Source organism: Stenotrophomonas sp. yr243 (assembly GCF_900184195.1).
GTDB lineage: Bacteria > Pseudomonadota > Gammaproteobacteria > Xanthomonadales > Xanthomonadaceae > Stenotrophomonas > Stenotrophomonas lactitubi.
Genome location: NZ_FXWT01000003.1, coordinates 379,086 through 400,515, shown reverse-complemented (window position 1 = coordinate 400,515; position 21,430 = coordinate 379,086). Strand labels below are relative to the sequence as shown.

The 21,430-nt window shown below is 66.2% G+C and carries 19 protein-coding genes; 9 read left to right on the top strand and 10 right to left on the bottom strand.

Annotation, left to right across the window (positions count from 1 at the left end; all coding sequences use genetic code 11):
* Window positions 1-52 precede the first annotated feature (52 nt).
* The 6 genes from hutI to QOL57_RS14535 all read left to right on the top strand — a co-directional run bounded on the left by hutI (window position 53) and on the right by QOL57_RS14535 (window position 9,176).
* Window positions 53-1,276 carry an imidazolonepropionase gene (gene hutI, locus QOL57_RS14560; protein WP_089238000.1) on the top strand — a complete coding sequence of 408 codons (1,224 nt, stop codon included), beginning with the start codon at window positions 53-55 and terminating at the stop codon, window positions 1,274-1,276.
* Window positions 1,273-2,814, top strand: a complete 1,542-nt coding sequence (hutH, locus tag QOL57_RS14555) for a histidine ammonia-lyase (RefSeq protein ID WP_089236066.1) — start codon at window positions 1,273-1,275, stop codon at window positions 2,812-2,814. Before hutI ends, hutH begins: the two co-directional genes overlap by 4 nt.
* Window positions 2,811-3,665, top strand: coding sequence for an N-formylglutamate deformylase (gene hutG, locus QOL57_RS14550; RefSeq protein ID WP_089236067.1), 855 nt, complete (start codon window positions 2,811-2,813; stop codon window positions 3,663-3,665). The genes hutH and hutG overlap by 4 nt, the downstream gene beginning before the upstream one ends.
* Window positions 3,662-5,329, top strand: coding sequence for a urocanate hydratase (gene hutU / locus QOL57_RS14545; RefSeq protein WP_089236068.1), 1,668 nt, complete (start codon window positions 3,662-3,664; stop codon window positions 5,327-5,329). The genes hutG and hutU overlap by 4 nt, the downstream gene beginning before the upstream one ends.
* Before the next feature lie 151 nt (window positions 5,330-5,480).
* Entirely contained in the window at window positions 5,481-6,917 is a 1,437-nt protein-coding gene (locus QOL57_RS14540; RefSeq protein WP_089236069.1) for a serine hydrolase domain-containing protein, read from the top strand.
* Window positions 6,918-7,067: 150 nt separating this feature from the next.
* On the top strand, window positions 7,068-9,176 hold the full coding sequence (locus tag QOL57_RS14535; protein WP_089236070.1) for a TonB-dependent receptor: 2,109 nt from the start codon (window positions 7,068-7,070) through the stop codon (window positions 9,174-9,176).
* 41 nt (window positions 9,177-9,217) lie between these two features.
* Here QOL57_RS14535 and QOL57_RS14530 read toward each other — a convergent pair whose 3' ends face one another.
* The 4 genes from QOL57_RS14530 to QOL57_RS14515 all read right to left on the bottom strand — a co-directional run bounded on the left by QOL57_RS14530 (window position 9,218) and on the right by QOL57_RS14515 (window position 11,671).
* Complete coding sequence (locus tag QOL57_RS14530; protein WP_089236071.1) at window positions 9,218-9,733, bottom strand: hypothetical protein; 516 nt, start codon at window positions 9,731-9,733, stop codon at window positions 9,218-9,220.
* A 48-nt stretch (window positions 9,734-9,781) separates the two neighbouring features.
* Window positions 9,782-10,531, bottom strand: a complete 750-nt coding sequence (locus tag QOL57_RS14525) for a hypothetical protein (RefSeq protein ID WP_089236072.1) — start codon at window positions 10,529-10,531, stop codon at window positions 9,782-9,784.
* Window positions 10,528-10,905, bottom strand: coding sequence for a VOC family protein (locus QOL57_RS14520; protein WP_089236073.1), 378 nt, complete (start codon window positions 10,903-10,905; stop codon window positions 10,528-10,530). Before QOL57_RS14520 ends, QOL57_RS14525 begins: the two co-directional genes overlap by 4 nt.
* Window positions 10,906-11,092: 187 nt before the next feature.
* Window positions 11,093-11,671, bottom strand: a complete 579-nt coding sequence (locus QOL57_RS14515) for a TetR/AcrR family transcriptional regulator (protein WP_089236074.1) — start codon at window positions 11,669-11,671, stop codon at window positions 11,093-11,095.
* A 69-nt stretch (window positions 11,672-11,740) separates the two neighbouring features.
* Between QOL57_RS14515 and QOL57_RS14510 the strand changes: the two genes are divergently transcribed.
* Window positions 11,741-12,286 (top strand): thioesterase family protein, encoded by a 546-nt coding sequence (locus tag QOL57_RS14510; protein WP_089236075.1) that lies wholly within the window; start codon window positions 11,741-11,743, stop codon window positions 12,284-12,286.
* A gap of 6 nt (window positions 12,287-12,292) precedes the next feature.
* On the opposite strand, the gene QOL57_RS14505 is transcribed toward QOL57_RS14510, so the two are convergent.
* Window positions 12,293-13,420, bottom strand: coding sequence for an agmatine deiminase family protein (locus QOL57_RS14505; RefSeq protein ID WP_089236076.1), 1,128 nt, complete (start codon window positions 13,418-13,420; stop codon window positions 12,293-12,295).
* Window positions 13,421-13,564: 144 nt separating this feature from the next.
* Here QOL57_RS14505 and QOL57_RS14500 point away from each other — a divergent pair, with 144 nt between their 5' ends.
* Window positions 13,565-14,425: a LysR family transcriptional regulator gene (locus tag QOL57_RS14500; protein ID WP_089236077.1), complete on the top strand. Its 861-nt coding sequence runs from the start codon at window positions 13,565-13,567 to the stop codon at window positions 14,423-14,425.
* A 73-nt stretch (window positions 14,426-14,498) separates the two neighbouring features.
* Here the strand turns inward: QOL57_RS14500 and QOL57_RS14495 are convergent, their stop codons facing one another.
* Both QOL57_RS14495 and QOL57_RS14490 read right to left on the bottom strand, forming a co-directional pair.
* Window positions 14,499-15,245: an SGNH/GDSL hydrolase family protein gene (locus QOL57_RS14495; RefSeq protein WP_244900631.1), complete on the bottom strand. Its 747-nt coding sequence runs from the start codon at window positions 15,243-15,245 to the stop codon at window positions 14,499-14,501.
* A gap of 94 nt (window positions 15,246-15,339) precedes the next feature.
* On the bottom strand, window positions 15,340-16,308 hold the full coding sequence (locus tag QOL57_RS14490) for a DUF2268 domain-containing putative Zn-dependent protease (protein ID WP_089236079.1): 969 nt from the start codon (window positions 16,306-16,308) through the stop codon (window positions 15,340-15,342).
* Between the two features lie 140 nt (window positions 16,309-16,448).
* Here QOL57_RS14490 and QOL57_RS14485 point away from each other — a divergent pair, with 140 nt between their 5' ends.
* Entirely contained in the window at window positions 16,449-17,432 is a 984-nt protein-coding gene (locus tag QOL57_RS14485; protein ID WP_089236080.1) for a hypothetical protein, read from the top strand.
* A 13-nt stretch (window positions 17,433-17,445) separates the two neighbouring features.
* On the opposite strand, the gene QOL57_RS14480 is transcribed toward QOL57_RS14485, so the two are convergent.
* The 3 genes from QOL57_RS14480 to QOL57_RS14470 form a co-directional block, all read right to left on the bottom strand.
* Window positions 17,446-17,769: a hypothetical protein gene (locus tag QOL57_RS14480; protein ID WP_089236081.1), complete on the bottom strand. Its 324-nt coding sequence runs from the start codon at window positions 17,767-17,769 to the stop codon at window positions 17,446-17,448.
* A 155-nt stretch (window positions 17,770-17,924) separates the two neighbouring features.
* Window positions 17,925-20,387, bottom strand: a complete 2,463-nt coding sequence (locus tag QOL57_RS14475) for a prolyl oligopeptidase family serine peptidase (protein ID WP_089236082.1) — start codon at window positions 20,385-20,387, stop codon at window positions 17,925-17,927.
* Window positions 20,388-20,543: 156 nt separating this feature from the next.
* Complete coding sequence (locus tag QOL57_RS14470; protein ID WP_089236083.1) at window positions 20,544-20,879, bottom strand: hypothetical protein; 336 nt, start codon at window positions 20,877-20,879, stop codon at window positions 20,544-20,546.
* Between the last annotated feature and the right edge of the window lie 551 nt (window positions 20,880-21,430).

The window sequence follows — 21,430 nt, the reverse complement described above, 5'->3', positions numbered from 1 at the left end:
ATTGGACGCCTATATTGTATAGACATATAAGCACAGCAGCGTTGTGGATGCCATGCACGTCGATACCCTCTGGTCCAACGTCCACCTGATGACCCTCGATGGCGAGGGGTTGGGTGTCCTTCGCGATGCAGTGCTGGCCACCACCGATGGCCGCATCGTCCATGTGGGCCACGCCGGCAGCGATGCCCACCTGCAGCCGACCACCCGCATCGACGGCGAAGGCCGCTGGATCTCACCGGGCCTGATCGACTGCCACACCCACCTGGTCTACGCCGGCAACCGTGCCAACGAATTCGAGCAGCGCCTGCAGGGTGTGAGCTATGCCGAGATCGCCCGTGCCGGCGGCGGCATTGTTTCCACGGTACGCGCCACCCGCGCCGCCTCACCAGAGCAGTTGGCACACGAGAGCCGCCCTCGCCTGCTGGCGATGCGCGCCGAAGGCGTGACCACCATCGAGATCAAGTCCGGCTACGGCCTGACCCTGCAGGACGAGCGCAAGCAGCTGCAGGTGGCCCGCGCGCTGGGCGAAGAATGCCGGGTGAACGTGGTGCCGACCTTCCTGGGTGCGCACGCGGTGCCGCCGGGCCGCGAGGCACAGGAATACACCGACGAGGTGTGCGAGGTGATGATCCCCGCCATCGCTGCCGAAGGCCTGGCCGAAGCCGTGGACATCTTCTGCGAGAACATCGCGTTCTCGCCGGCACAGGCACGCCAGGTCTTCGAAGCCGCGCGCGCGCACGGGCTGGCGATCAAGATCCACGCCGAACAGCTGAGCAACCAGCATGGCGCCGAACTGGCGGCCGGTTTTGGTGCGCTGTCGGCCGACCATATCGAACACCTGGACGACGCCGGCATTGCCGCGATGGCCGCCGCCGGCACCGTCGCCGTGCTGCTGCCTGGCGCGTTCTATTTCACCCGCGACACCACCCTGCCGCCGATCGCTGCGCTGCGCGCGGCCGGCGTACCGCTGGCACTGGCCACCGACAGCAACCCGGGCACCTCGCCGCTGACTAGCCCGCTGCTGGCGATGAACATGGGCGCCACCCTGTTCCGCCTGACCGTGGACGAATGCATCGCCGGCTTCACCCGTGAAGCGGCGCGCGCGCTGGGCCATGGCGAGCGCATCGGCCGCCTCGCCGTCGGCATGGACTGCGACCTGGCCATCTGGGACATCGACGCCCCCGCTGACCTGGTCTATCGCATTGGATTCAACCCGCTGCACGCGCGCGTGGTGCGCGGACAGCCCGACCTGCCTGCCTCCTGGAGCAACACATGAGCAACACCCTGGTTCTTCGCCCCGGCCATGTCACCCTCGCCCAGTGGCGGCAGGCGTATCGCGGTGCGCCGCTGTCGCTCGACCCGGCCGCATTGCCGGCGGTGCGCGCCAGCGCTGCAACGGTGGCTGCCATCGTCGCCAAGGGCGCTCCGGTGTATGGCATCAACACCGGTTTCGGCAAGCTGGCCAGCGTGCGCATCGAACGCGAGGACCTGGCCACCCTGCAGCGGAACATCGTGCTTTCGCATGCCGCGGGCGTGGGCGAGCCGATGCCGGCGAATGTGGTGCGGCTGATGATGGCGTTGAAGCTGGTCAGCCTGGCCCAGGGTGCTTCCGGCGTGCGCGAGGAAACGCTGCTGCTGCTGGAAGCCATGCTGGTGAAGGGCGTGCTGCCGGTGGTGCCGGCGCAGGGCTCGGTCGGTGCTTCGGGCGACCTGGCGCCGCTCTCGCACCTGGCCAGCGTGATGATCGGCGTCGGCGAGGCCTTCGTTGGCGATGAGCGCCTGCCCGCCGTGGACGCACTGGCACGCGCCGGCCTGCAGCCGGTGGAACTGGGCGCGAAGGAAGGCCTGGCCCTGCTCAACGGCACCCAGTTCTCCACCGCGTACGCACTGGCCGGCCTGTTCGAGATCGAAACCGTGTTCCAGGCCGCACTGGTCACCGGCGCGCTGTCGGTGGAAGCGGCCAAGGGCTCGGACACGCCGTTCGATCCGCGCATCCATGCCCTTCGCGGACAGCGCGGGCAGATCGCCACCGCCGCCACGCTGCGCACGCTGATGCAGGACTCGGGTATCCGCGAATCGCACCGCGACAACGACGTGCGCGTGCAGGACCCGTACTGCCTGCGCTGCCAGCCGCAGGTGATGGGTGCGGCGCTGGACATCCTGCGCCAGGCCGCGACCACGCTGGAAATCGAAGCCAATGGCGTGTCCGACAACCCGCTGGTGTTCACCGATACAGGTGAGGCGCTGTCCGGCGGCAACTTCCACGCCGAACCGGTGGCCTTTGCCGCTGACATGCTGGCGATGGCGGTGTGCGAGATCGGCTCGATCAGCGAACGTCGCCTGGCGATGCTGGTCGACCCGGCGCTGTCCGGCCTGCCGGCGTTCCTGACCCCGCGCCCTGGTTTGAATTCCGGCTTCATGATTCCGCAGGTGACCGCCGCTGCGCTGGTGTCGGAAAACAAGCAGCGCGCCTACCCGGCCAGCGTCGATTCGATCCCAACGTCGGCCAACCAGGAAGACCATGTGTCGATGGCCGCGCACGGCGCACGCCGGCTGATGCAGATGGCCGAGAACGCGGCCAACGTGATCGGCATCGAGCTGCTGGCCGCCGCGCAGGGCTGCGACTTCCATGCGCCGCTGCGCTCCAGCGCCGCGCTGGAATCCGTGCGCGCCACCCTGCGTGCACAGGTGCCGACGCTGGAAGAAGATCGCTACTTCCATCCGGACATGGTGATCGCGACCGATCTGGTTCGCAGCGGTGCACTGGCCAATGGTCTGGGCGAGCTGCTGCCGACCGTGGAACCGCAGGCATGAATGCCCATCCCGAATGGCTGACCGTGCACGAGGGCGATGCCCCGCTGATCGTCAGCTTCCCGCATACCGGCAGCGAACTGCCGCACGAACTGATGGGCGACTACCACTCGCCGTGGCTGGCGCGGCGCGATGCCGACTGGTGGGTGCACGAGCTGTACGACTTCGCGCGCGGCATGGGCGCTACCACCGTGCGTTCGGCGATCTCGCGCTCGGTGATCGACCTCAACCGCGACCCCAGCGGTGTCTCGCTGTACCCGGGCCAGAACACCACCGGCCTGTGTCCGCTGACCACCTTCGACAACCAGCCGCTGTACCACGCGGGTCGCGAACCGGACGACGCCGAGATCGCCCGCCGCCGCGACACGTATTTCGCGCCCTACCACGATGCACTGGCCAAGCAGATCGCACGCCTGCGTGCACGCCACGGCACCGTGGTGGTGTACGACGCGCATTCGATCCGCTCGCACATCCCACACCTGTTCGATGGCGAGCTGCCGCAGTTCAACCTCGGCACCGCCGGGCCGTCCGGCGCACCAGACACCTCCTGCGACAACGCGCTGAGCGATGTGGTGGAAAACCTGCTGAAGATCAGCGGCATGAGCCAGGTGCGCAATGGCCGCTTCAAGGGCGGCTGGATCACCCGCCACTACAGCAGCATCGCCGGTGGCGTGCACAGCCTGCAGATGGAACTGGCTTGCCGCGGCTACATGCACGAGCCACTACCCGACCAGGTGGACGAGCACAGCTGGCCCACCCCGCTCGACCCTGAACACGCCGCACCGCTGCGCCACACCCTGGCGCAGGTGCTCAATGCCTGCCTTGAATTCGCTACGAACCGGAGCGCCGCATGACCCGCAACGACCCGTCCCGCACCATCGCCGCACCGACCGGCACCACGCTCACCGCCAAGAGCTGGCTGACCGAAGCGCCGCTGCGCATGCTGATGAACAACCTGCACCCGGACGTGGCCGAGCGCCCGCAGGAGCTGGTGGTGTACGGCGGCATCGGCCGTGCTGCACGCGATTGGGAGAGCTTCGACGCCATCGTCGAAACCCTCAAGCGCCTGGACGACGACCAGACCCTGCTGGTGCAGTCTGGCAAGCCGGTGGGCGTGTTCCGCACCCATGCCGATGCACCGCGCGTGCTCATCGCCAATTCCAACCTGGTGCCGCGCTGGGCCAACTGGGACCACTTCAACGAACTGGATAAGAAGGGCCTGGCGATGTATGGCCAGATGACGGCCGGCAGCTGGATCTACATCGGCGCGCAGGGCATCGTGCAGGGCACCTACGAAACCTTCGTGGAAATGGGCCGCCAGCACTACAACGGCAGCCTGGCCGGCAAGTGGCTGTTCACCGGCGGGCTGGGTGGCATGGGTGGCGCGCAGCCGCTGGCCGCAGTGATGGCCGGCGCCTCGTGCCTGGCGGTGGAATGCCGCAAGAGCAGCATCGAAATGCGCCTGCGCACCGGCTACCTGGACACCTGGACCGACAACCTGGACGAGGCACTGCGCCTGATCGAGGAATCGTGCACGGCCAAGAAACCGCTGTCGGTCGGCCTGCTCGGCAATGTCGCCGACGTGCTGGACGAACTGCTGATCCGCGGCGTGAAGCCGGACCTGCTGACCGACCAGACCTCCGCGCACGACCCGGTCAACGGCTACCTGCCGCAGGACTGGACGGTGGAAGAGTGGGATGCCAAGCGCGTAACCGCGCCGAAGGAAGTGGAAAAGGCCGCGCGTGCGTCGATGGCCAACCACATCCGCGCCATGCTCGGCTTCCACTCACTGGGCGTGCCGACCGTGGACTACGGCAACAACCTGCGGCAGATGGCGCTGGAAGAAGGTGTCGAGGACGCGTTTGATTTCCCGGGTTTCGTGCCGGCCTACATCCGCCCGCTGTTCTGCCGTGGTATCGGCCCGTTCCGTTGGGCGGCGCTGAGCGGCGACCCGGAAGACATCGCCAAGACCGATGCCAAGGTGAAGGAGCTGATTCCGGACAACCCGCACCTGCACCGCTGGCTGGACATGGCCGCCGAGAAGATCAAGTTCCAGGGCCTGCCGGCGCGTATCTGCTGGGTCGGCCTGGGTGATCGCGATCGACTGGGTCTGGCCTTCAACGAAATGGTGGCCAACGGTGAGCTGAAGGCACCGGTGGTGATCGGCCGCGACCATCTGGACAGCGGCAGCGTGGCCTCGCCGAACCGCGAAACCGAAGCGATGGCCGACGGTTCCGATGCAGTGTCCGACTGGCCGCTGCTGAACGCCCTGCTCAACACCGCGAGCGGTGCGACCTGGGTGTCGCTGCACCATGGCGGCGGCGTCGGCATGGGTTTCTCGCAGCACGCCGGCATGGTGATCGTCTGCGATGGCACCGAAGCGGCGGCCAAGCGGATTGCACGCGTGCTGTGGAACGACCCGGCGACGGGCGTGATGCGCCATGCCGATGCGGGGTATGAGATCGCGATTGAGTGCGCGAAGGAGAAGGGGCTGGATCTGCCGGGAATTCTGGGCTGATCCAATCCTGGGGTAGTGCCGGCCGCTGGCCGGCACCGCCTGATGCGCTATGACTTTGGTAGATGCCGACCTTGGTCGGCACAGCCCTCCCCGCTTGACCCTATCCCCCACCGTGACCAAGATGCGCCATCGCCGCTGACGGAACACCGCGATGTACCGCACGCTTGCTGCCCTATTGCTCTGTGCCCTGGCCATCGCCCTGCCCGCTTCGGCGCGTGACGTTCCAGGCGAGCTCACCACGCAGCTCGACGCACAACTGCAGGCCAACCGCGAGCGCTACGGCATCGCCGGGCAGGCAGTGCTGGTCGCGCACAACGGCTCGGTGCTCTACCAGGGCACCAGCGGCGAACGCGACCCGTCCACGCATGCGCCCGCCACCATCGATTCCATCTTCGCCGCGCAGTCGGTAGCGAAACTGCTCACCAGCACGCTGGTAATGCAGCTGGTGGACCAGGACAAGGTGGATCTTGATGCACCGGCCAGCCGCTATGTTCCAGGCCTGCCCATCGCGTGGCAGGAGATACGCCTGCGCGATTTCCTCAATCACAGTTCCGGCATCGCCGAGTACTACGACCGCAAGGGCGAACACTGGGTGAGCAAGGGCTACAACGGCCTCGCACCCGATCTTGCCGCCGCACTGAAGGTCGCCGCTGCGGCGCCAATGCAGTTCGCACCCGGCAGCCGTGTGCAGTACACCCAGACCAACTACCTGGTACTGACCGCGTTGTTGGAAACCCATTACGGCCAGCCCTATCCGGCCATCGCGCGCGAACGCATCCTGCAGCCGCTGAAGATGCCCAGTACCTCGTGGGGCACGGCCAGCCTGCCGGCGCAGCGCGCAGCCGTGCCTTACATCGGCAAGGACGGCCAACTGCAGCCGGCCAATGAAGATCCCTGGCCGAACTACGGCTGGGGCCATGCCGACCTGCAGACCACCGTGGGTGACATGAACCGCTTCCTGCAGGCGCTGGCGACCGGCAAGCTGCTGCGCACGGCAACGCTGGAAAGACTCTGGCAGCCGCAGAAGCTGACCGGTGGCGGCAGCAATTTCTTCTCCGCCGGCTGGGACACCATCCGCAGCGACGGCTACACCCAGGTCGGCCACGATGGCGGCACCCGCGTGCGTGCACGGCTGGCCTACAAGGGCACGCTGGCCAGCGGTTACTGGGTGTTCGTGTACCTGACCAACGGCAGCGCCCGCAATGTCTGGTCGAGCACGCTGGTGGAAAGCACGATGGCGGTGGCTGCGCCGGGCGAGTTTCCACACGCGGCACTGTCCGAACGCTTGATCGGCTACGCCTTGAGCAGCGACAGCGGCAGTGAAGGCACCCTGCGTGCATGGCTGCGCGAGAGCAGTGGCATTCCTTCCAATGAGCTGGAACGGGCCATCAACGCAACCGGCTACGCGATCCGCAACAATCTGGGTGATCGACCCGCACTGAAGGTCTTCACCCTCAATACCGCGCTGTATCCCACCTCGCCCAATGCCTGGGACAGCCTGGCCGAATGCCATGCAGCGCTGGGCGAAAAAGAGATCGCCGAGGCCCTGTACAAGAAGTCGAAGAGATTGGCGAAACAGCCGCTGTAGCGCCGAGCCACGCTCGTCTCCGGTGCCAAGAGCAGCCGAGCATGGGCTCGGCTCTACACGTATCGCGCGGCCCATACGCACCCGGTGGGTGACGTACTGCACTCGACCTGTTAACTTTCGCGACTATTTTTTGGTTTACAGACTGTCCGCATGCCCTTCCTGCCGTATCGCCCCACCCTCTCGCCGCTGTCGCTGGCCGTCATGCTTGGCCTCGCCACCACCGCCCACGCCGCCCCACAGGCCACCACCCTCGATGCCGTGCAGGTCACTGCCGCCGATGCCAGCGCCCAGGCGCGCGAGACGCTGAAGCGCGTCCCGGGCGCCAGCAACGTCATCGACGTGGCCAAGGCGGACAGCCGCCTGGCCAGCAGCGCCGATGTGCTGGCCTACCAGCCGGGCATCAGCGCGCAGTCGCCGGGCAACGAAGGCACCAAGGTGTCGATCCGTGGCTCGGGTATCAACCGCGGCCCGGGCGCGCATGCTTCCGGCATCGCGGTATCGATCGACGGCCTGCCGCTGACCGGCCCAGGCGGCACGCCTTACGAACTGCTGGAACCGCTGTGGCTGTCGCGCGTTGAGGTCCTGCGCGGGGCGAACGGCTTCGAACGCGGCGCGCTGGCGCTGGGCGGCGCCATCGACTACATCAGCCGCAGTGGCCGCGACTCGGCCGGCGTGCAGTTGCACTACGAAGCCGGCAGCCGTGGCTACCAGAAGCGCGGCCTCAGCTGGGGCGGCGTCAGCGGCGACGTCGATTACTTCCTGGCCTATACCGATACCGAATTCGACGGCTATCAGCGGCATGCCTCTGGCGATGGCAAGGGCGCGATGGCCAACATCGGCTGGCAGATCACCCCCGATCTGCAGACCCGCTTCTTCGTGCGCTACCGCGAAACCAACCACGAAACACCCGGGCGCCTGACCCGCGAGCAGATCCGCAACGATCCGCGCGCGGCGAACCCGGCCAACCTGGCCATCGATGCGCGCCGCCCGCAACCGGGCAGCACCTGGGTAGGCAATGTCACCACGCTGCAGATCGATGAGGATTCGTCGCTGCAGGCGGGGCTGGTCTATCACAAGTATCCGATGGACTTGAACGAAAGCCTGTACCGCCAGCAGCTGGACTACGCCAACCTCAACGCCACGCTGGACTACCGCCGCCGGCACACGCTGTTCGGCCTGGACAGCGAAACCACCATCGGCCTGCGCGTTACCCATGACCTGGATGCCGATGTGCGCGAGTCGCTGCGCTTTGCCAACAACGGTTATGCCGCCGGCACCCGCACGCGCGATTTCCGCCACCATGGCACCGACAGCACGCTTCATATCGGCAACAACCTGGCCGTGAATGAGCGCCTGCGCGTGCAGACCGGTTTTGCGCTGATCAACACCCGCCGCGATGTGCAGGTCACCTGGCCGAGCAATGGTGGCCGCCTGCGCGAACACGACTGGGACTACGCGCCGCGCCTGGGCTTCACCTGGCAGCAGACGCCACAGACGCAGTGGTTCGGCAACCTCAGTCGTTCGGTAGAAGCGCCTCATCCGTGGTCGATGATCTGGGGCTCCAACCAGTACTTCGGCGCGGGCAATGGCCCGTCCAGCGGCCGCCAGCGCGCGCCGGTGCCGATGCAGAACCAGACCGCCACCACGCTGGAACTGGGTGCACGCGGCGACGCCGCGCTGGGCCGCTGGGAACTGACCGGTTACTACGCGCAGGTGAACCACGAACTGCTGAGTGTGGAACTGCAACCAGTGCCGAACCTGTTCATCGCCGAGAACAACGCCAGCCCCACCGTGCACCGTGGCATCGAGGCCGGACTGGACAGCACCTTGTGGCAGGCCGCACCAGGCCGTTTGTCGTTACGCCAGGCCTATACCTTCAGCGATTTCCGCTATCGGCATGACACGCGCTTCGGCAGCAACCGCCTGCCAGGTCTGCCGCGCCATGCGTACCAGGCCGAGCTCCGCTTCGACCACGCCTCGGGCCTGTATGCAGCACTGAACACCGAGTATTCCTCGCGCATCGCAGTGGACTATGCCAACAGCTACTGGGCCGACAGCCACGTCATCTTCGGCAGCCGCATCGGTTACGACGCACCGGGCGGCCGCTGGCAGCTGTGGGCGGAAATGCGCAACATCGGTGACCGCGATTACGCCGCCACCGTCACCCCCGGTTACAACGATGCCGGCAAGGACGTGGCGCGCTCCACGCCCGGCGAAGGCCGCGGCGTGTATGCGGGCGTGCGCTGGCGCTTTGACTGACTCGGTACAGGAGCGCCGGGCATGGCCCGGCGCTCCCGAGATCACGCAATGCGCCAGGACGGCAGGCGCTCGCTGCGCCGCCACACCGTGGGCGCGAAGCCCATCATCAACAGCCCTGCCAGCCACTTAGGCGACGTGCTGAGCAGCGTAGAGGTCAACGCAGCATCCAGCGAAGCGGCGTCCTCCTGCCAGGGGTTGTAGCCGAGGTAGATGATGCTGCCTGCCCACCACAGAAGAGCCAGCCCCAGCCCCACCAACAGCAGCGTCATCGTGCGGCAGGTCCAGCGCTGTGAGGTGGTGCCCCACTCGCGGGAAATGGCCACCAGCAGGCCAACCACCAGCAGCGACACCAAGGCCACCAGGCCGATGTCGACCTTGTGCCCGATGCGTTCATAGGTGCAGGCGCGGCATTGGGCTTCTTCTGCGGCCGCCTCCGTTGTGGGCGGGGCCGCTGTGGGTCCCGACTGGGCCATCACCGCAAAGGGCATCAACAGCGCGAGCATCGCCACCATCAACCAACGAACGAACTTCCTGTTACTGCGTGCAGCGACATCCATGCGCTTCTCCTTGCGTTTGATTGAAATTCAACGTCGTGGCAGATCCTGCTACAACGCCTTGAACACCTGCATCAGGCTGACCGCATCCGGCGCCAGCTCCTGCGCAAGCCAGCCCAGCGCGGCGAAGAACACCAGCAGGCCGAGCAGCGGCCAGATCGTATGGGACAGGCACAGCCGCCACCACCCCTGCGCCTGCATGCCCTGCATCCGCTTGTACAGACCGCCGGCGATGGCCGCATCCACCAGCAGCTCGGCCATCAGCACCGGCGCCGACCACACCACCCAGACACTGGCCAGGAGCACCGTAGCCACCAGCGCGATGATCCCGAGAATGGCCAGCAGCGGCAGACCGGCCTCGCCGTCGGCTACGTCCAGCAACGACGTGCTGTCGGCACTCGTGCTGGAGGACGCTGCGGATTCACCCCACGAGGCGGACGCGCCACCACCGCCGGAATGTCCGCCGCTGCCGCTCCACGGCGATCCCTGGCTGCCACCGCCGCCGGGCCCGGAACCCAACCCATCGGCCACCGCATCCCAGCGCCACCGGATCCAGATCCACATCAGCAGCAGGAACACGCCATAGGCCATCAGCACGGCCAGTGGATAGCGCAGCAGCATCGCGTCCATGCCCGCCAGGCGCAGCACGTGCGAGGCGAGGAACCCGGCGGCACCGGTCAGCACGACAATCACGGCCATCTGCAGCCGCGGCCAGCCACGATGCTGCAGCTGCCGGCGTGCGTGCATCGCTTCAGTGCTGCGGCTGCTCGGCATGGAAACGGGCGGGCGTCCGTTGCTCATATCGCCGCCTTGGTCACCGCCTCGATGCGATGGCCGTCAGGATCGATCACGAACGCGGCGTAGTAACGGTCGCCGTAATCCGGGCGCAGGCCAGCAGGTCCGTTGTCCTGGCCTCCGGTTGCCAACGCAGCACGATGGAAGGCATCAACAGCCGCGCGCGTGGTTGCCGCCAACGCCAGATGGAAGCCAGGTCCCGGCGCCGCCGCATCGTCGCGCAGCTTCAGGCAGAGCAGGTCCTCATCATCGACCAGGCCATAGCCGATCGCGGTGTCGTCTTCGAAGACACGCCGATACCCAAGCGCTGCGAGCACTGCGTCATAGAAGCGACCAGCAGCCTCCAGATCTCGAACCCCTAAAGAGAGATGATGCAGCATGCGGACATCCTTGCCTGGCACGCGGGTGATGGTTGGCGGATTGTAACCACGAATCGAGGCCGCTGCCTGCCAACTCACATGCGTGCCGGATGCTGCAATGCAGGGCGACGATGGAGGCGGCGACATTGCAACCAGTCCATCGTGGCAACCAATCAGGACTCGCGATGCGTCTCCCGACGCGGGTGATTCAAGCGGGTGGTGCAGCCGCCTTCAACAACTGCGCCGCCACCTGATCGAACGGGGCAATGTCCTGCAGCGCGCGGCTCATCGCCACCGCTCCTTCTACGCTGGCGATCACCAGGCTGGCCAGCCCGTTCGCCGCCGCAGGTTCGTGGCCGTCGGCGATGAAGGCAGTGACCAGGTGGCCCTGCCAGCGCACGAACACTTCGGCGGCCGCCGCACGCGGCTGGCTGGGCGTGGCCTCTACCGGCTCCTCGACGGCCGCCGCCAGCACCGGGCAGCCTGCGCGAAAACCGGTGCGCAGCAGGCGCTCGCGCCACAGCGCCAGGAACTGCTGCAACCCCGGCACTGCACCGCCCTTCAGCAGCTCGATCAGCAGCGCCTCCACCTTGTCGCCTGCCATCGTGGTGGCCCGCGCCAGCAGCTCCTGCTTGCCGCCCGGGAAGTGGTGATACGTGGACCCCAACGGCGCTTCGGCCAGCTTGGTCACTTCGCGGATGCTGGTGGCATTGAGGCCCACCCGCGCCAGCATCTGCGCCGCGGCATCGATCACACGCTGGGGGGCATCGGAAGATCGCGGGCTCACGGCAGGATCCTTGCTAAGACAGTCGTCATAGACTAGCGTATCGACCGTTCTATAACAGTCGTCATAGTCATGAATCTCTGGTTCCGCCTGCTCCACCTGCTGCTGTGCAGCCTGTTCCGACCGAAGCTGGACGCACCATTCGGGGTCTCGCGCCTCTCCTTCCGGGTGCTGCCCAACGACCTGGACAGCAACCTACACATGACCAACGGCCGCTACTGGAACATCTTCGATCTGGGCCGGCTGGACCTGATCCTGCGCATGGGGCTGGGCAAGGTCGCGCTGCGTGAGAAATGGGCGCCGATCGTTGGCGCCGGCACCATCCAGTTCCGCCGCGAGCTGAAGCCGTTCCAGCGTTTCACCCTGGAAACGCGGCTGGTCGGCTGGGTCGGCACACGCGGCATCATGGAGCAGCGCGTACTGATCGGCCCGGAGCAGAAAACCGCCACGCGTGCACTGCTGATCACCGGCATCTACGACCGCCGCGCGCGGCAGTTCGTCGGCATGCCGCAGATGATGGAATCGATCGGCGTGGTTGCTCCGCCCTCGCCGGCCCTGAGTGCGGCAGCCGAGGCACTGCTGGCTGCCGACGCTGCATTGAAGCTGGAAGATGCCTGAGCCGCGTTATCCGACCCGCGGCATGTTCTTGGTCACGCAATGGATGCCGCCACCACCGCCGGCGATCGCATCGATATCCACCTGCTCGATGGTGCGGCCGGGATACAGGTCTTCCAGCAGTTCGCGGCAGTAGCCATCCGCCTTCGCGTCACCAAACTGCGGTGCGATCACCGCACCGTTGATCGGCAGGTAATTGATGTAGCCCCGGGCAAGATCATCATTGTCACGGGTATGCACATTGTCGCGCCCGCCCAGCGGCGGCGGCAGCGTATGCACCTGCAACCTGCGACCGTCGGCGTCGGTGGCCTCGCGCAGGATCTGCAGATGCTCGCGGGTCAGGTCGTAATCGTAGGACTCCGGGTCGTTGTCCAAGTTGGCGATCACCACACCCGGGCGCACGAAGCGGGCGTAGAAATCCACATGCGCATCGGTGATGTCTTCGCCAGCGATGCCGGGCAACCAGATCACCTTGCGCAGGCCCAGGTGGTGTTTCAATTCCGCTTCGATATCCGCGCGTGACCAACCCGGATTGCGGTTGCGGTTCACCCAGCAGCTTTCGGTCAGGATCGCGGTGCCGTGGCCATCGACTTCGATGCCACCGCCCTCGCCCACCAGATCGCTTTCCAGCAGCGTCGCGCCGGTCATCTGCGCCAGCCACGGTGCTACTGCGCCATCGTTGCGTGCACTCTGCTTGCCGCCCCAGCCATTGAAGTTGAAGTCGACCAGGCCGAGCCCACCCTTGCCATCGGTAACGAAACAGCCGCCGTAGTCGCGCACCCAGATATCGTCCAGCGCCACGTCGAGGAATTCGATGTTGTCACTGCCGCAGCGCTCCTGCGCCTGCCGGCGCTGCGCAGGACGGCACAGCACGCTGACCGGCTGATGGCGGGCGATGGTGCGCGCCAGCCGGGCGACGGCATTGTTCACTGCATCGGCCTGCGCGCCCCATACCCGCGACTGTGCAGCGAAGGCCAGGAACACGCGTTCCTGCGGACCGTGCTCGTCGGGCATCTGCCACCCGGCCGGTGCAGCGGCACGGGCGCGGGCGGGCAGTCCGGTCAGACCCAGCGCGGCCAGGCCGCCCAGGCCGGCGGTTGCGGCGAGTTGGGTGATGAAATGGCGTCGGGTAGACATGACAGGCTCCAGAGGCGGACCGTGAAGTCCAGCTGATCAATTCAAGCGCACCGACTGATGCGCGACAGATCCATGTTGCCCTTGCGGATGGACGAGAACAAACGATAGATTCAGCGACAATACGATCAGCCAGACTTATCAATCATGCTCAAGCATTGGCCCCCGTTGAATGCCCTGCGCGGCTTCGAGGCTGCCGCCCGGCTCAGCAGCTTCCATCGTGCGGCCGAAGAACTGCACCTAAGCCAGTCTGCCATCAGCCAGCAGATCCGCGGGCTGGAGGACTCCCTGGAACAGCCGCTGTTCTTCCGCCAGGGACGCAGCGTGACGCTCACTGATGCGGGCATCGACCTGCTGGAAACCACGCAGTCGCTGCTGCGGCAGCTGGCCAGTGGCATCCGTCGGCTCGATCAGTATCGCAAGCCGAATCAACTGATCGTCAACACCAGCCCCGCCTTCGCGCGCCACTGGCTGGTACCGCGGCTGGGCGACTTCCGCCGCCAGCATCCACAGACCGATCTGTGGTTGCTGACCAGCGAAGAGGCGCCGGACATGACCGCGCAGGCGCTGGACATCAGCGTTCGCGATGATCTGCAGGCACAGGCCCATTGCGAGCATCGCGTGCTGCTGCAGGACCGGCTGTATCCGGCCTGCCACCCCAGCGTGCTGGCGCTACCTGTTGCCGAGCGCAGCACCCTGCACGGCGAGCGCGAAATGGACTGGAGCCAGTGGCAGGTGCAGGGCGGCGTGGATGTCGGCCAGCAACGCGAAGGCCTGAATTTCTCCGAGCCAGGACAACTGTTGGATGCCGCGTGCCAGGGCCTGGGCATCGCACTGGTCAGCGAACTGCTGGCCGCACCGGCGCGCGCGCAGGGCCTGCTGCAGCCGCTGGATGAGGCCTATGTGCGCGGACCGCGCTGGAGCTGGTTGCTGCACGAGGACAGCGCCCGCGATCCGCTGGTGATGCGGTTCTGTGAGTGGCTGCTGGCGGAACTGGCGATAGGGTAGTGCCGGCCGCTGGCCGGCAATCTGTTCGCCATGCAGATTGAGGTTGCCGGCCAGCGGCCGGCACGACCCTGTCTCAGCGCTTGGGCGCGTTTGCCTGCGCGCGCTTGATCGCTGCCTCGGCCAGCGGTGCCATCAGCGCATAGCCCTTTGCCGTCGGGTGCACGCCATCGGTTGCCAACTGCGCATCCAATCCACCGGCACGATTGGCCATCGCTGCGTAGTAGTCGAGATAGACCAGACCCCGTGCATCGGCATGGCGCTTCAGCGCAGCATTCAATGCACGCACCTTGGGCGCAGGCGTGATGCCCGGCATCCACGGGTACTCGCTGACCGGCAACACCGACGCCAGCACCACCGCGATGCCATGCGCCTTCGCCAGATCCAGCATGGCCTGCAGGTTGTCCTCGATCATCGCCTGCGTGGCCGGACCGGTGTTGCCGGCGATGTCATTGGTGCCGGCCAGTATCACCACCACATTCGGGCGCAGCGCCAGCACATCCTGCGAAAAGCGCACCAGCATCTGCGCGGTGGTCTGCCCGCTGATGCCACGATTGATGTATCCCTTGCCGGGGAAGAAGGTACTGCTACCTTCCGCGCCCCAGCCTTCGGTGATCGAATCGCCAAAAAACACCACGCGTGGCTGGCCGGCCAGTGGCGCTGGCAACACGGCATTGGCCGCGCGGTACTTCTGCAGTTGCGGCCAGTCGGACAGGCGCTGCTGCATGAAACGCACCTCGTCCGGTTGCAGCTGTTCGACCGGCCTGGTCAGCAGCGGATTGCTGGCCGCCTGCGCCATCGCTGGCGTGGCCAGCACTGCCATGAGCAGACCAGCCGCTAGCCAAGCCGTTGAAGTCATCCTGTGCATGCGCATCCTCCGCTGTCGACCTGGGCAGTCTAGCGCGGCCTGCGAATGGTCATTTTGCCGATGCAGCCGCCCTTGCCGCTACACCGGTCACCTTGGCCGGCATCCACATCCCCGGCGTCCAGCCACTGGCCTCCAGGATCGCCTTCGGGTTGTCCTGCTGGATCAGCGCGCGCACAGCATCGCGCTTGTTGTCGGCCTGCAGGTAATACGCCTTGGCGATGCGATAGCCCACCCAGTAACCGAGGTCGTAGGGCTCCTGCGAACCCGGCGTGTGGTTGTACAACCAGGGCTTCAGATCGGTGCTGTCCATATCCAGCGCGAACGCGCTTTCGATATGCACTTCCTTGCCCCGTGTCCACCCGGCATGCCGGCCGTTGCCGACGTTGCCGGAGATCAGCTCGGCGATGAACTCGGCGATACCTTCGCCCAACGACTCGCGCAGTACCGTCGCGCGCGGGTCGCCTGCTTCGTACTCGCTCACGCCGGTCTGCTGGATATGCACATACTCATGCGCGATCACGTGTACGAAGCGGTCCTGCGCGTTGGCATTCATGAAATCGGCCGCACACAGCGCTTCCAGGCCGATCACCACCCCGTTCGGGTACGTCATGCCCACCGGTTTGCCGCGCCCCACCACGATCGCTACCGGCGGGAACTTCGCCTGCGGATAGATCGCCTGCAGGTTGGCGAACACCTGCACCAGTCGCTGCCGCACCGCCGGCAACTCCGCCAGGCAGGCCCGCCCATTCGCATACACCGCAGGCTCACGCGCCATTGCTTCGGCCATGCGCTCGGCAGTCACCCGGCGCAGCTTCGCGAACTGGGCCAGGCTCGGCGTGCCCTGTGCCAGATACTGCTCCAGCTGGGCCACGCTGGGCTTGCCACGGGCAACCTCGTACAGCGCGTAGAAGCGGGTGGCATCGGTGATCAGGATTTCAGGTCCCGGCGCAGCCGCCTGGGCAGTGCCGACCACCCCGCCGAGGGCCAGGGCAAGCAGGCGACGCAACGACACGAACATGGCTCCGTCCTTGGTGGAGTGCACGCGAAGCGCGCAATCTATCACCGTGCCGGCGCATGCGCTGCCGTATCGTGCAACGCCCTCCCCTGCTGTGCCAGACTCGCGGCGAGCGGCCGCCATGGAAGCAAGGGGAAGACAGGATGATGATCGTTCCAGCGTTCTGGGCCGAAGCCCGTATGCAGGACAGGTACAGGGGCCGGCCGGTGGTGGTTCGCCGGTTTGGCTGGTCCGACGAAGACCAGGATGCCGCGCAGGCCCACGCCGATGCGCGTGCACGCGAAGCGCTTGATGACATCCTCAGCGGCCAGGCCCTGCCGCGTCGCGAGCGACGGACCAACTACGGTGTCGAAGGCATCCCGATCCGCGAGCAGATCGTGCAGCGCAGGGATGATGTCATCGTCACCCGCAACAGCTACGGCGCGTTGTGCCTGAACACCCCCGACGTCCTGTTTGCGGACATCGACCACGTGCCCACTCCATCAGGCTGCGCATTGCCGCTGTTCGGCGCACTCGGGCTGCTGGCAGCCGGCGCACTGATCGGCGTTGCATTGGGCAACTTCAACATCGGCCTGGCGGCCGGCGGCATCGCGATGGTGGTGGTCAACCAGATCATGTCGGGGCGGCGCAAGCGCCGGCTGGCCCGGTCCGGTGGCGTCGAAGGCCTCGCGCTGCAGCGCGTACAGGCGTTCGTCGAACACCATCCCGACTGGCATCTGCGTGCCTACCGCACCCCGGCCGGGCTGCGCGTGCTGGCGATGCATGCCACGTTCGAACCACAGGATGCGCAGGTGCATGCCTTCTTCAAGGCATTGGGCACCGACACGTTGTATGCACGCATGTGCACGCTGCAGCATTGCTTCCGTGCGCGGCTGACACCTAAACCGTGGCGGCTTGGCATCATCGCGCGCATCCGTCCACCGGTGGCGGCCTGGTCGTCCGAGCAGGCCAGCAACCCCGACCGTCTGGCCTGGATCGCCGAATACGAAAGGAAAAGCGCCGGCTTTGCTGCATGCGCCTATGTGCGCAGCTTCGGCGATGAGCGACGCGTGGATGCCAAGGCCGAACGCGTGCGCGACCTGCATGATCGGATGTCGCGTGCACTGGATAACCTGCCGCTGGGATGAGCGCGCGTCGCGCTCAGCGGCCGCCCTGCACGAAGGGCTGACCCGCCAATGTGGTTCCCACCTGCAGAGCGACCTGCTGCCCATCCTTGGCGAAGGTAGTGCTGCAGTTGCTGCCGCCCTTCTGGCAGCCCACTTCCGGGAAACCCTCCAGTGCTTCGGGCGCATCGCGTGGCGGGCTCGCCTGCCACCCTGCAGCATCAAGCAGTCGCTTGGCCTTGGTATAGGGCATCCCGGGGGTGATGCCCAACGCTGTCAGCTCAGCCGGCAGCGGCTGGGCGAATGCAGCGACCGGAACAACGGACATCGACAGCGATACGGCGAGGATGAAGGCCTTCATGGAGCGAACCCGTAGCGGACATCAGACGCGAAGCGTACCGCAGCTTTGTGGCCGGTCCATGCCTGCATCACAGATGGTTACGCAACACCCACAGTGGGATACCTGGAGACGACGGCTGAAACAGAAAGGCCGCCCTGGAGGGCGGCCTTGCCGGATTACTTCGCGTTCTTCACGTAAGTGTCGAACCAGTTGAGCATTTCATAGACCAGCTGCTCGTTCGATTCCAGCGCGGTGTACCAGTGCGGCTCGTTCGGCAGCATCACCAGGCGGGTGGTGCCACCATTGCCACGGATCGCCTGGTACAGCTTGCGCGACTGGAACGGCTCGGTGCCCGGGTTGGCATCGTCCTCGCCATGGACCAGCAGCAGCGGCAGCTTGATCTTGTCGGCGTAGAAGAACGGCGAGGCCTTCAGGTACACGTCCTGCGCCTGCCACACCGAACGGCGTTCGTTCTGGAAGCCGAACGGAGTGAAGGTCTTGTTGTACGAGCCACTGGTTGCCACGCCGGCCTTGAACAGGTTGGTGTGGGCGATCAGGTTGGCGGTCATCAGGCCACCATGGCTGTGGCCGGTCACGCCGATGCGGTTGCGGTCGACCACGCCCAGCTCCACCGCCTTGTCCACCGCCGCCTTGGCGTCGGCTTCCAGCTGTTCCAGATAGGTGTCGTAGGCGTTCTTCGGGTCACCCACGATCGGGAACGAGGCGTTGTCGATGATCGCGTAGCCGGCCAGCAGCATCAGGCGGTATGGCTGCAGACGGGTGAAGGTCTGCTGCGAACCGGATACCTGGCCGGCCTGTGCGGCGTTGGCGAAGTCGGCCGGGTACGCGTACAGGATCGCCGGCACGCGCTGGCCTTCCTTGTAGCCCGGCGGCGTGTACAGGGTGAACGACAGGTCCACGCCATCGGCACGCTTGTAGGTCACCAGGCGTTTCTGGATCTTCCGCACTTCCGGGGTCGGGTCGACCAGCTTGGTCAACGCGGTCGCGGTGGACGCGAACTGCGCCTCACCGGTCTTCGCATCGGCCACCGCCTCACCCTGCTGGCGGATGAAGGCATTCGGCGGATCGATCACCGACTGGTGCCACGTCAGGTAGCGACCCGGCGCGCTGCTGAAGCCGAGGAACTGCTCGTAGGCGTCGGCACTGCTGCGGAACAGGCGCTCGCTCTTAAGCGAACCAAGGTCCAGGCGGTCCAGGAACGGACGGTCGCCCTGTGGCGATGCGCCACGGCCGCTGAGGAACACGAAGCTGCCTTCCTGGCGCACGACCTGTGCACCATTGGGAAGACGCCTGTAAACCAGGTTGCCGGGGTTGCCGTACAGCTCGTCACTGGACATGTCCCACAGCAGACGGCCCTCCTTCTTCGGCTGGTCCACATCAACGATGCGGGTCTGCACCCAGTGCCGGTTCTCGTCGTTCTCGTACTGGAACGCCACGGCCGGGTCGGCGGTCCACGCGAAACCTTCGAAGCGCTGCGCGGTGCGGGTGATCTCGACCGGCTTGCCGGTAAACGGCGCCTTCAGCGTCAGCACGCGGTCGCGGTGCGGCACGCTGACCTTCCAGTCGCCCTTGTCCAGCGCTTCGGCATAGATCAGGGTGGCCGGGTCGGTGGCGCGCCAGTCGAAGCCACGCGGACCTTCAGGTACGCCGTGCACCGGCACGCGGTCGGCCAGCGGCAGGCTGGCAATCGGCGTGCTGCGGCCATTGCTGGCGTCCAGCACCGCCACGTCATTGGCGAAGCGCTGGTAGGTCACCGCATGCGAGTACGGCGCCTTGATCGTTTCGGTCAGCACGTGCACGCCATCGGGGGCGGCACTGACTTCGTTGAACAGTGCCGGCTGCCCGACCGGGCGCACGCTGCCGGCTGCGGCATCGACCACCGCCAGCTGCGAGGCACCGTAATAGGCGAACAGCTTTTCGTCATGCACGCTGGTCAGCGTGTCGCGCGCTTCATAGGTGCTGCTCTCGCCGCTGCTGCCCAGCGATTCCTGCGCATCCGGACCGGTCGGTACGCCGCCGTTGGACGGCGCCGGCCCTTGGTTGGCAGGTACCAGCTTCACCAGCAGGCTCTGGCTGCCACCCAGCCACTGCACGGTGTACCCGAAGATCGGGTTCAGCTGCACATTCGGCACCTGCTTCACCTGGCCGGTAGCGGCGTCGCCCACCCACAGCTGCACGCTGGTATCAACCGCGTTCTGGAAGGCGAAATGGTTGCCGTCGGCCGACCACAGCGCGCCAGTGGCGCAGCCCTGTGGCAGGTTGACCTTGTTGCTCTTGCCGCTGGCGATCTCGACCAGGGTGAAGTCGGCCACGCAGGCCGGAATGCCATAGCCGCCGGGGGTGTCGTGGCGGCTGCGGTTCTTCGGTTCCAGGCGCACGCCGGCCAGCTTCAGGTACGGCTGGGCCACGCGGGTAATGGACGGATAGGTCTGCGCGGTGGTCAGCAGCAGGCGCTGGCCGCTGGGGTCGATGTTCGGTGCCGGCGGCGGCGGCGCCTTGAGTACCTTGAGCAGGTGTTCCGGCGGCTTGGCGTAGTCGGCGAAGGCCGGGCCGGCGGCCAGCAGGCCGAGCGTGGCAACGGCAACGGCCGCCGCCAGAGAGGTACGACGGATGAGCATCCTTTTCCCCTGGGAGTGAGTTGGGTACCCGCACCGCGGGCATGGGCCGAATCTAACACCCCCGGCCCACCGGGAAATGGGCCGGAAGGGCTAGTCGCCCCATCCTGCAAAGCGTGGCCCTGCCTGGCCCGGCCCCCTCCCGGGATGCCCCTCACTCTACTGCCGCGCGTGCAGCTCCCAGGTGGACAGATAATCGGGATCAATCACCGTCACGCCACTGGACCGCAACTGGTACTCACCCGGCGCGGCCGGCAGGTACTGGTCCAGCATCGGCGGCAGATAGCGCTCATGTCCGTCATCGCCATCGGCCAGCACCAGCCCCTCTTCGGCACTGACCCTCAGCACGGTGCCGGCAAACTGTTCCAGCCCCTGTACCTGGCCATCACCACCAAAACGGGTAACGCCCACCAGCACAAGCTTGCCAATCATCTGCTCGGCCTTGGCATCATCCAGATCCAGGGGCGGCAGGGCTCCTCTCGATTCGTTGCTCATCGTGCACCTCGGAAGCCTGCGTGGACATCGTGGACGAGATGCGCGCCAAGTGCTGCGAACAAAGCAGCTTCGTGGGGCGTCTCGCATGCATGTAGTGGCTCTGCGCACTGCGGGATGCAGAGCCAACCATCGGTGCTCAACTCACGGAAGAATTCTGTCTGAGGCTGCATGAACCGCAGCAGCGGTTTCAGCATGTTCGCCAACACCAGCACACGCTGCCTGGGCGACAGGCCGGTTGCTGATGCGGTAGGTGTACGCGTGAACAGGACTGTGCATCGCGGGCCTCCTTGCCGGGGGAGTGGCCTCGCAGGACCACGTTCAACGCTGCGCAAATGTGCCGGAAACGAGCTGGCGGGCGAGTGTCGGTCGCGGGAAAGCTGCAGGGACGCCCTCTACGTAAGGCCTCGCCTGCGCTTGATCGTCTACACGGTTGGATGCTGCCACCGCTCACGGAATGGCGAAGTGAAGAAAATTCCATGGCATGCACGGCCGGGCAACTCCGCTTGCAGCAAGTGTCTGAGCCGAACGCGCCCTCCCCGATTCCAGCAATC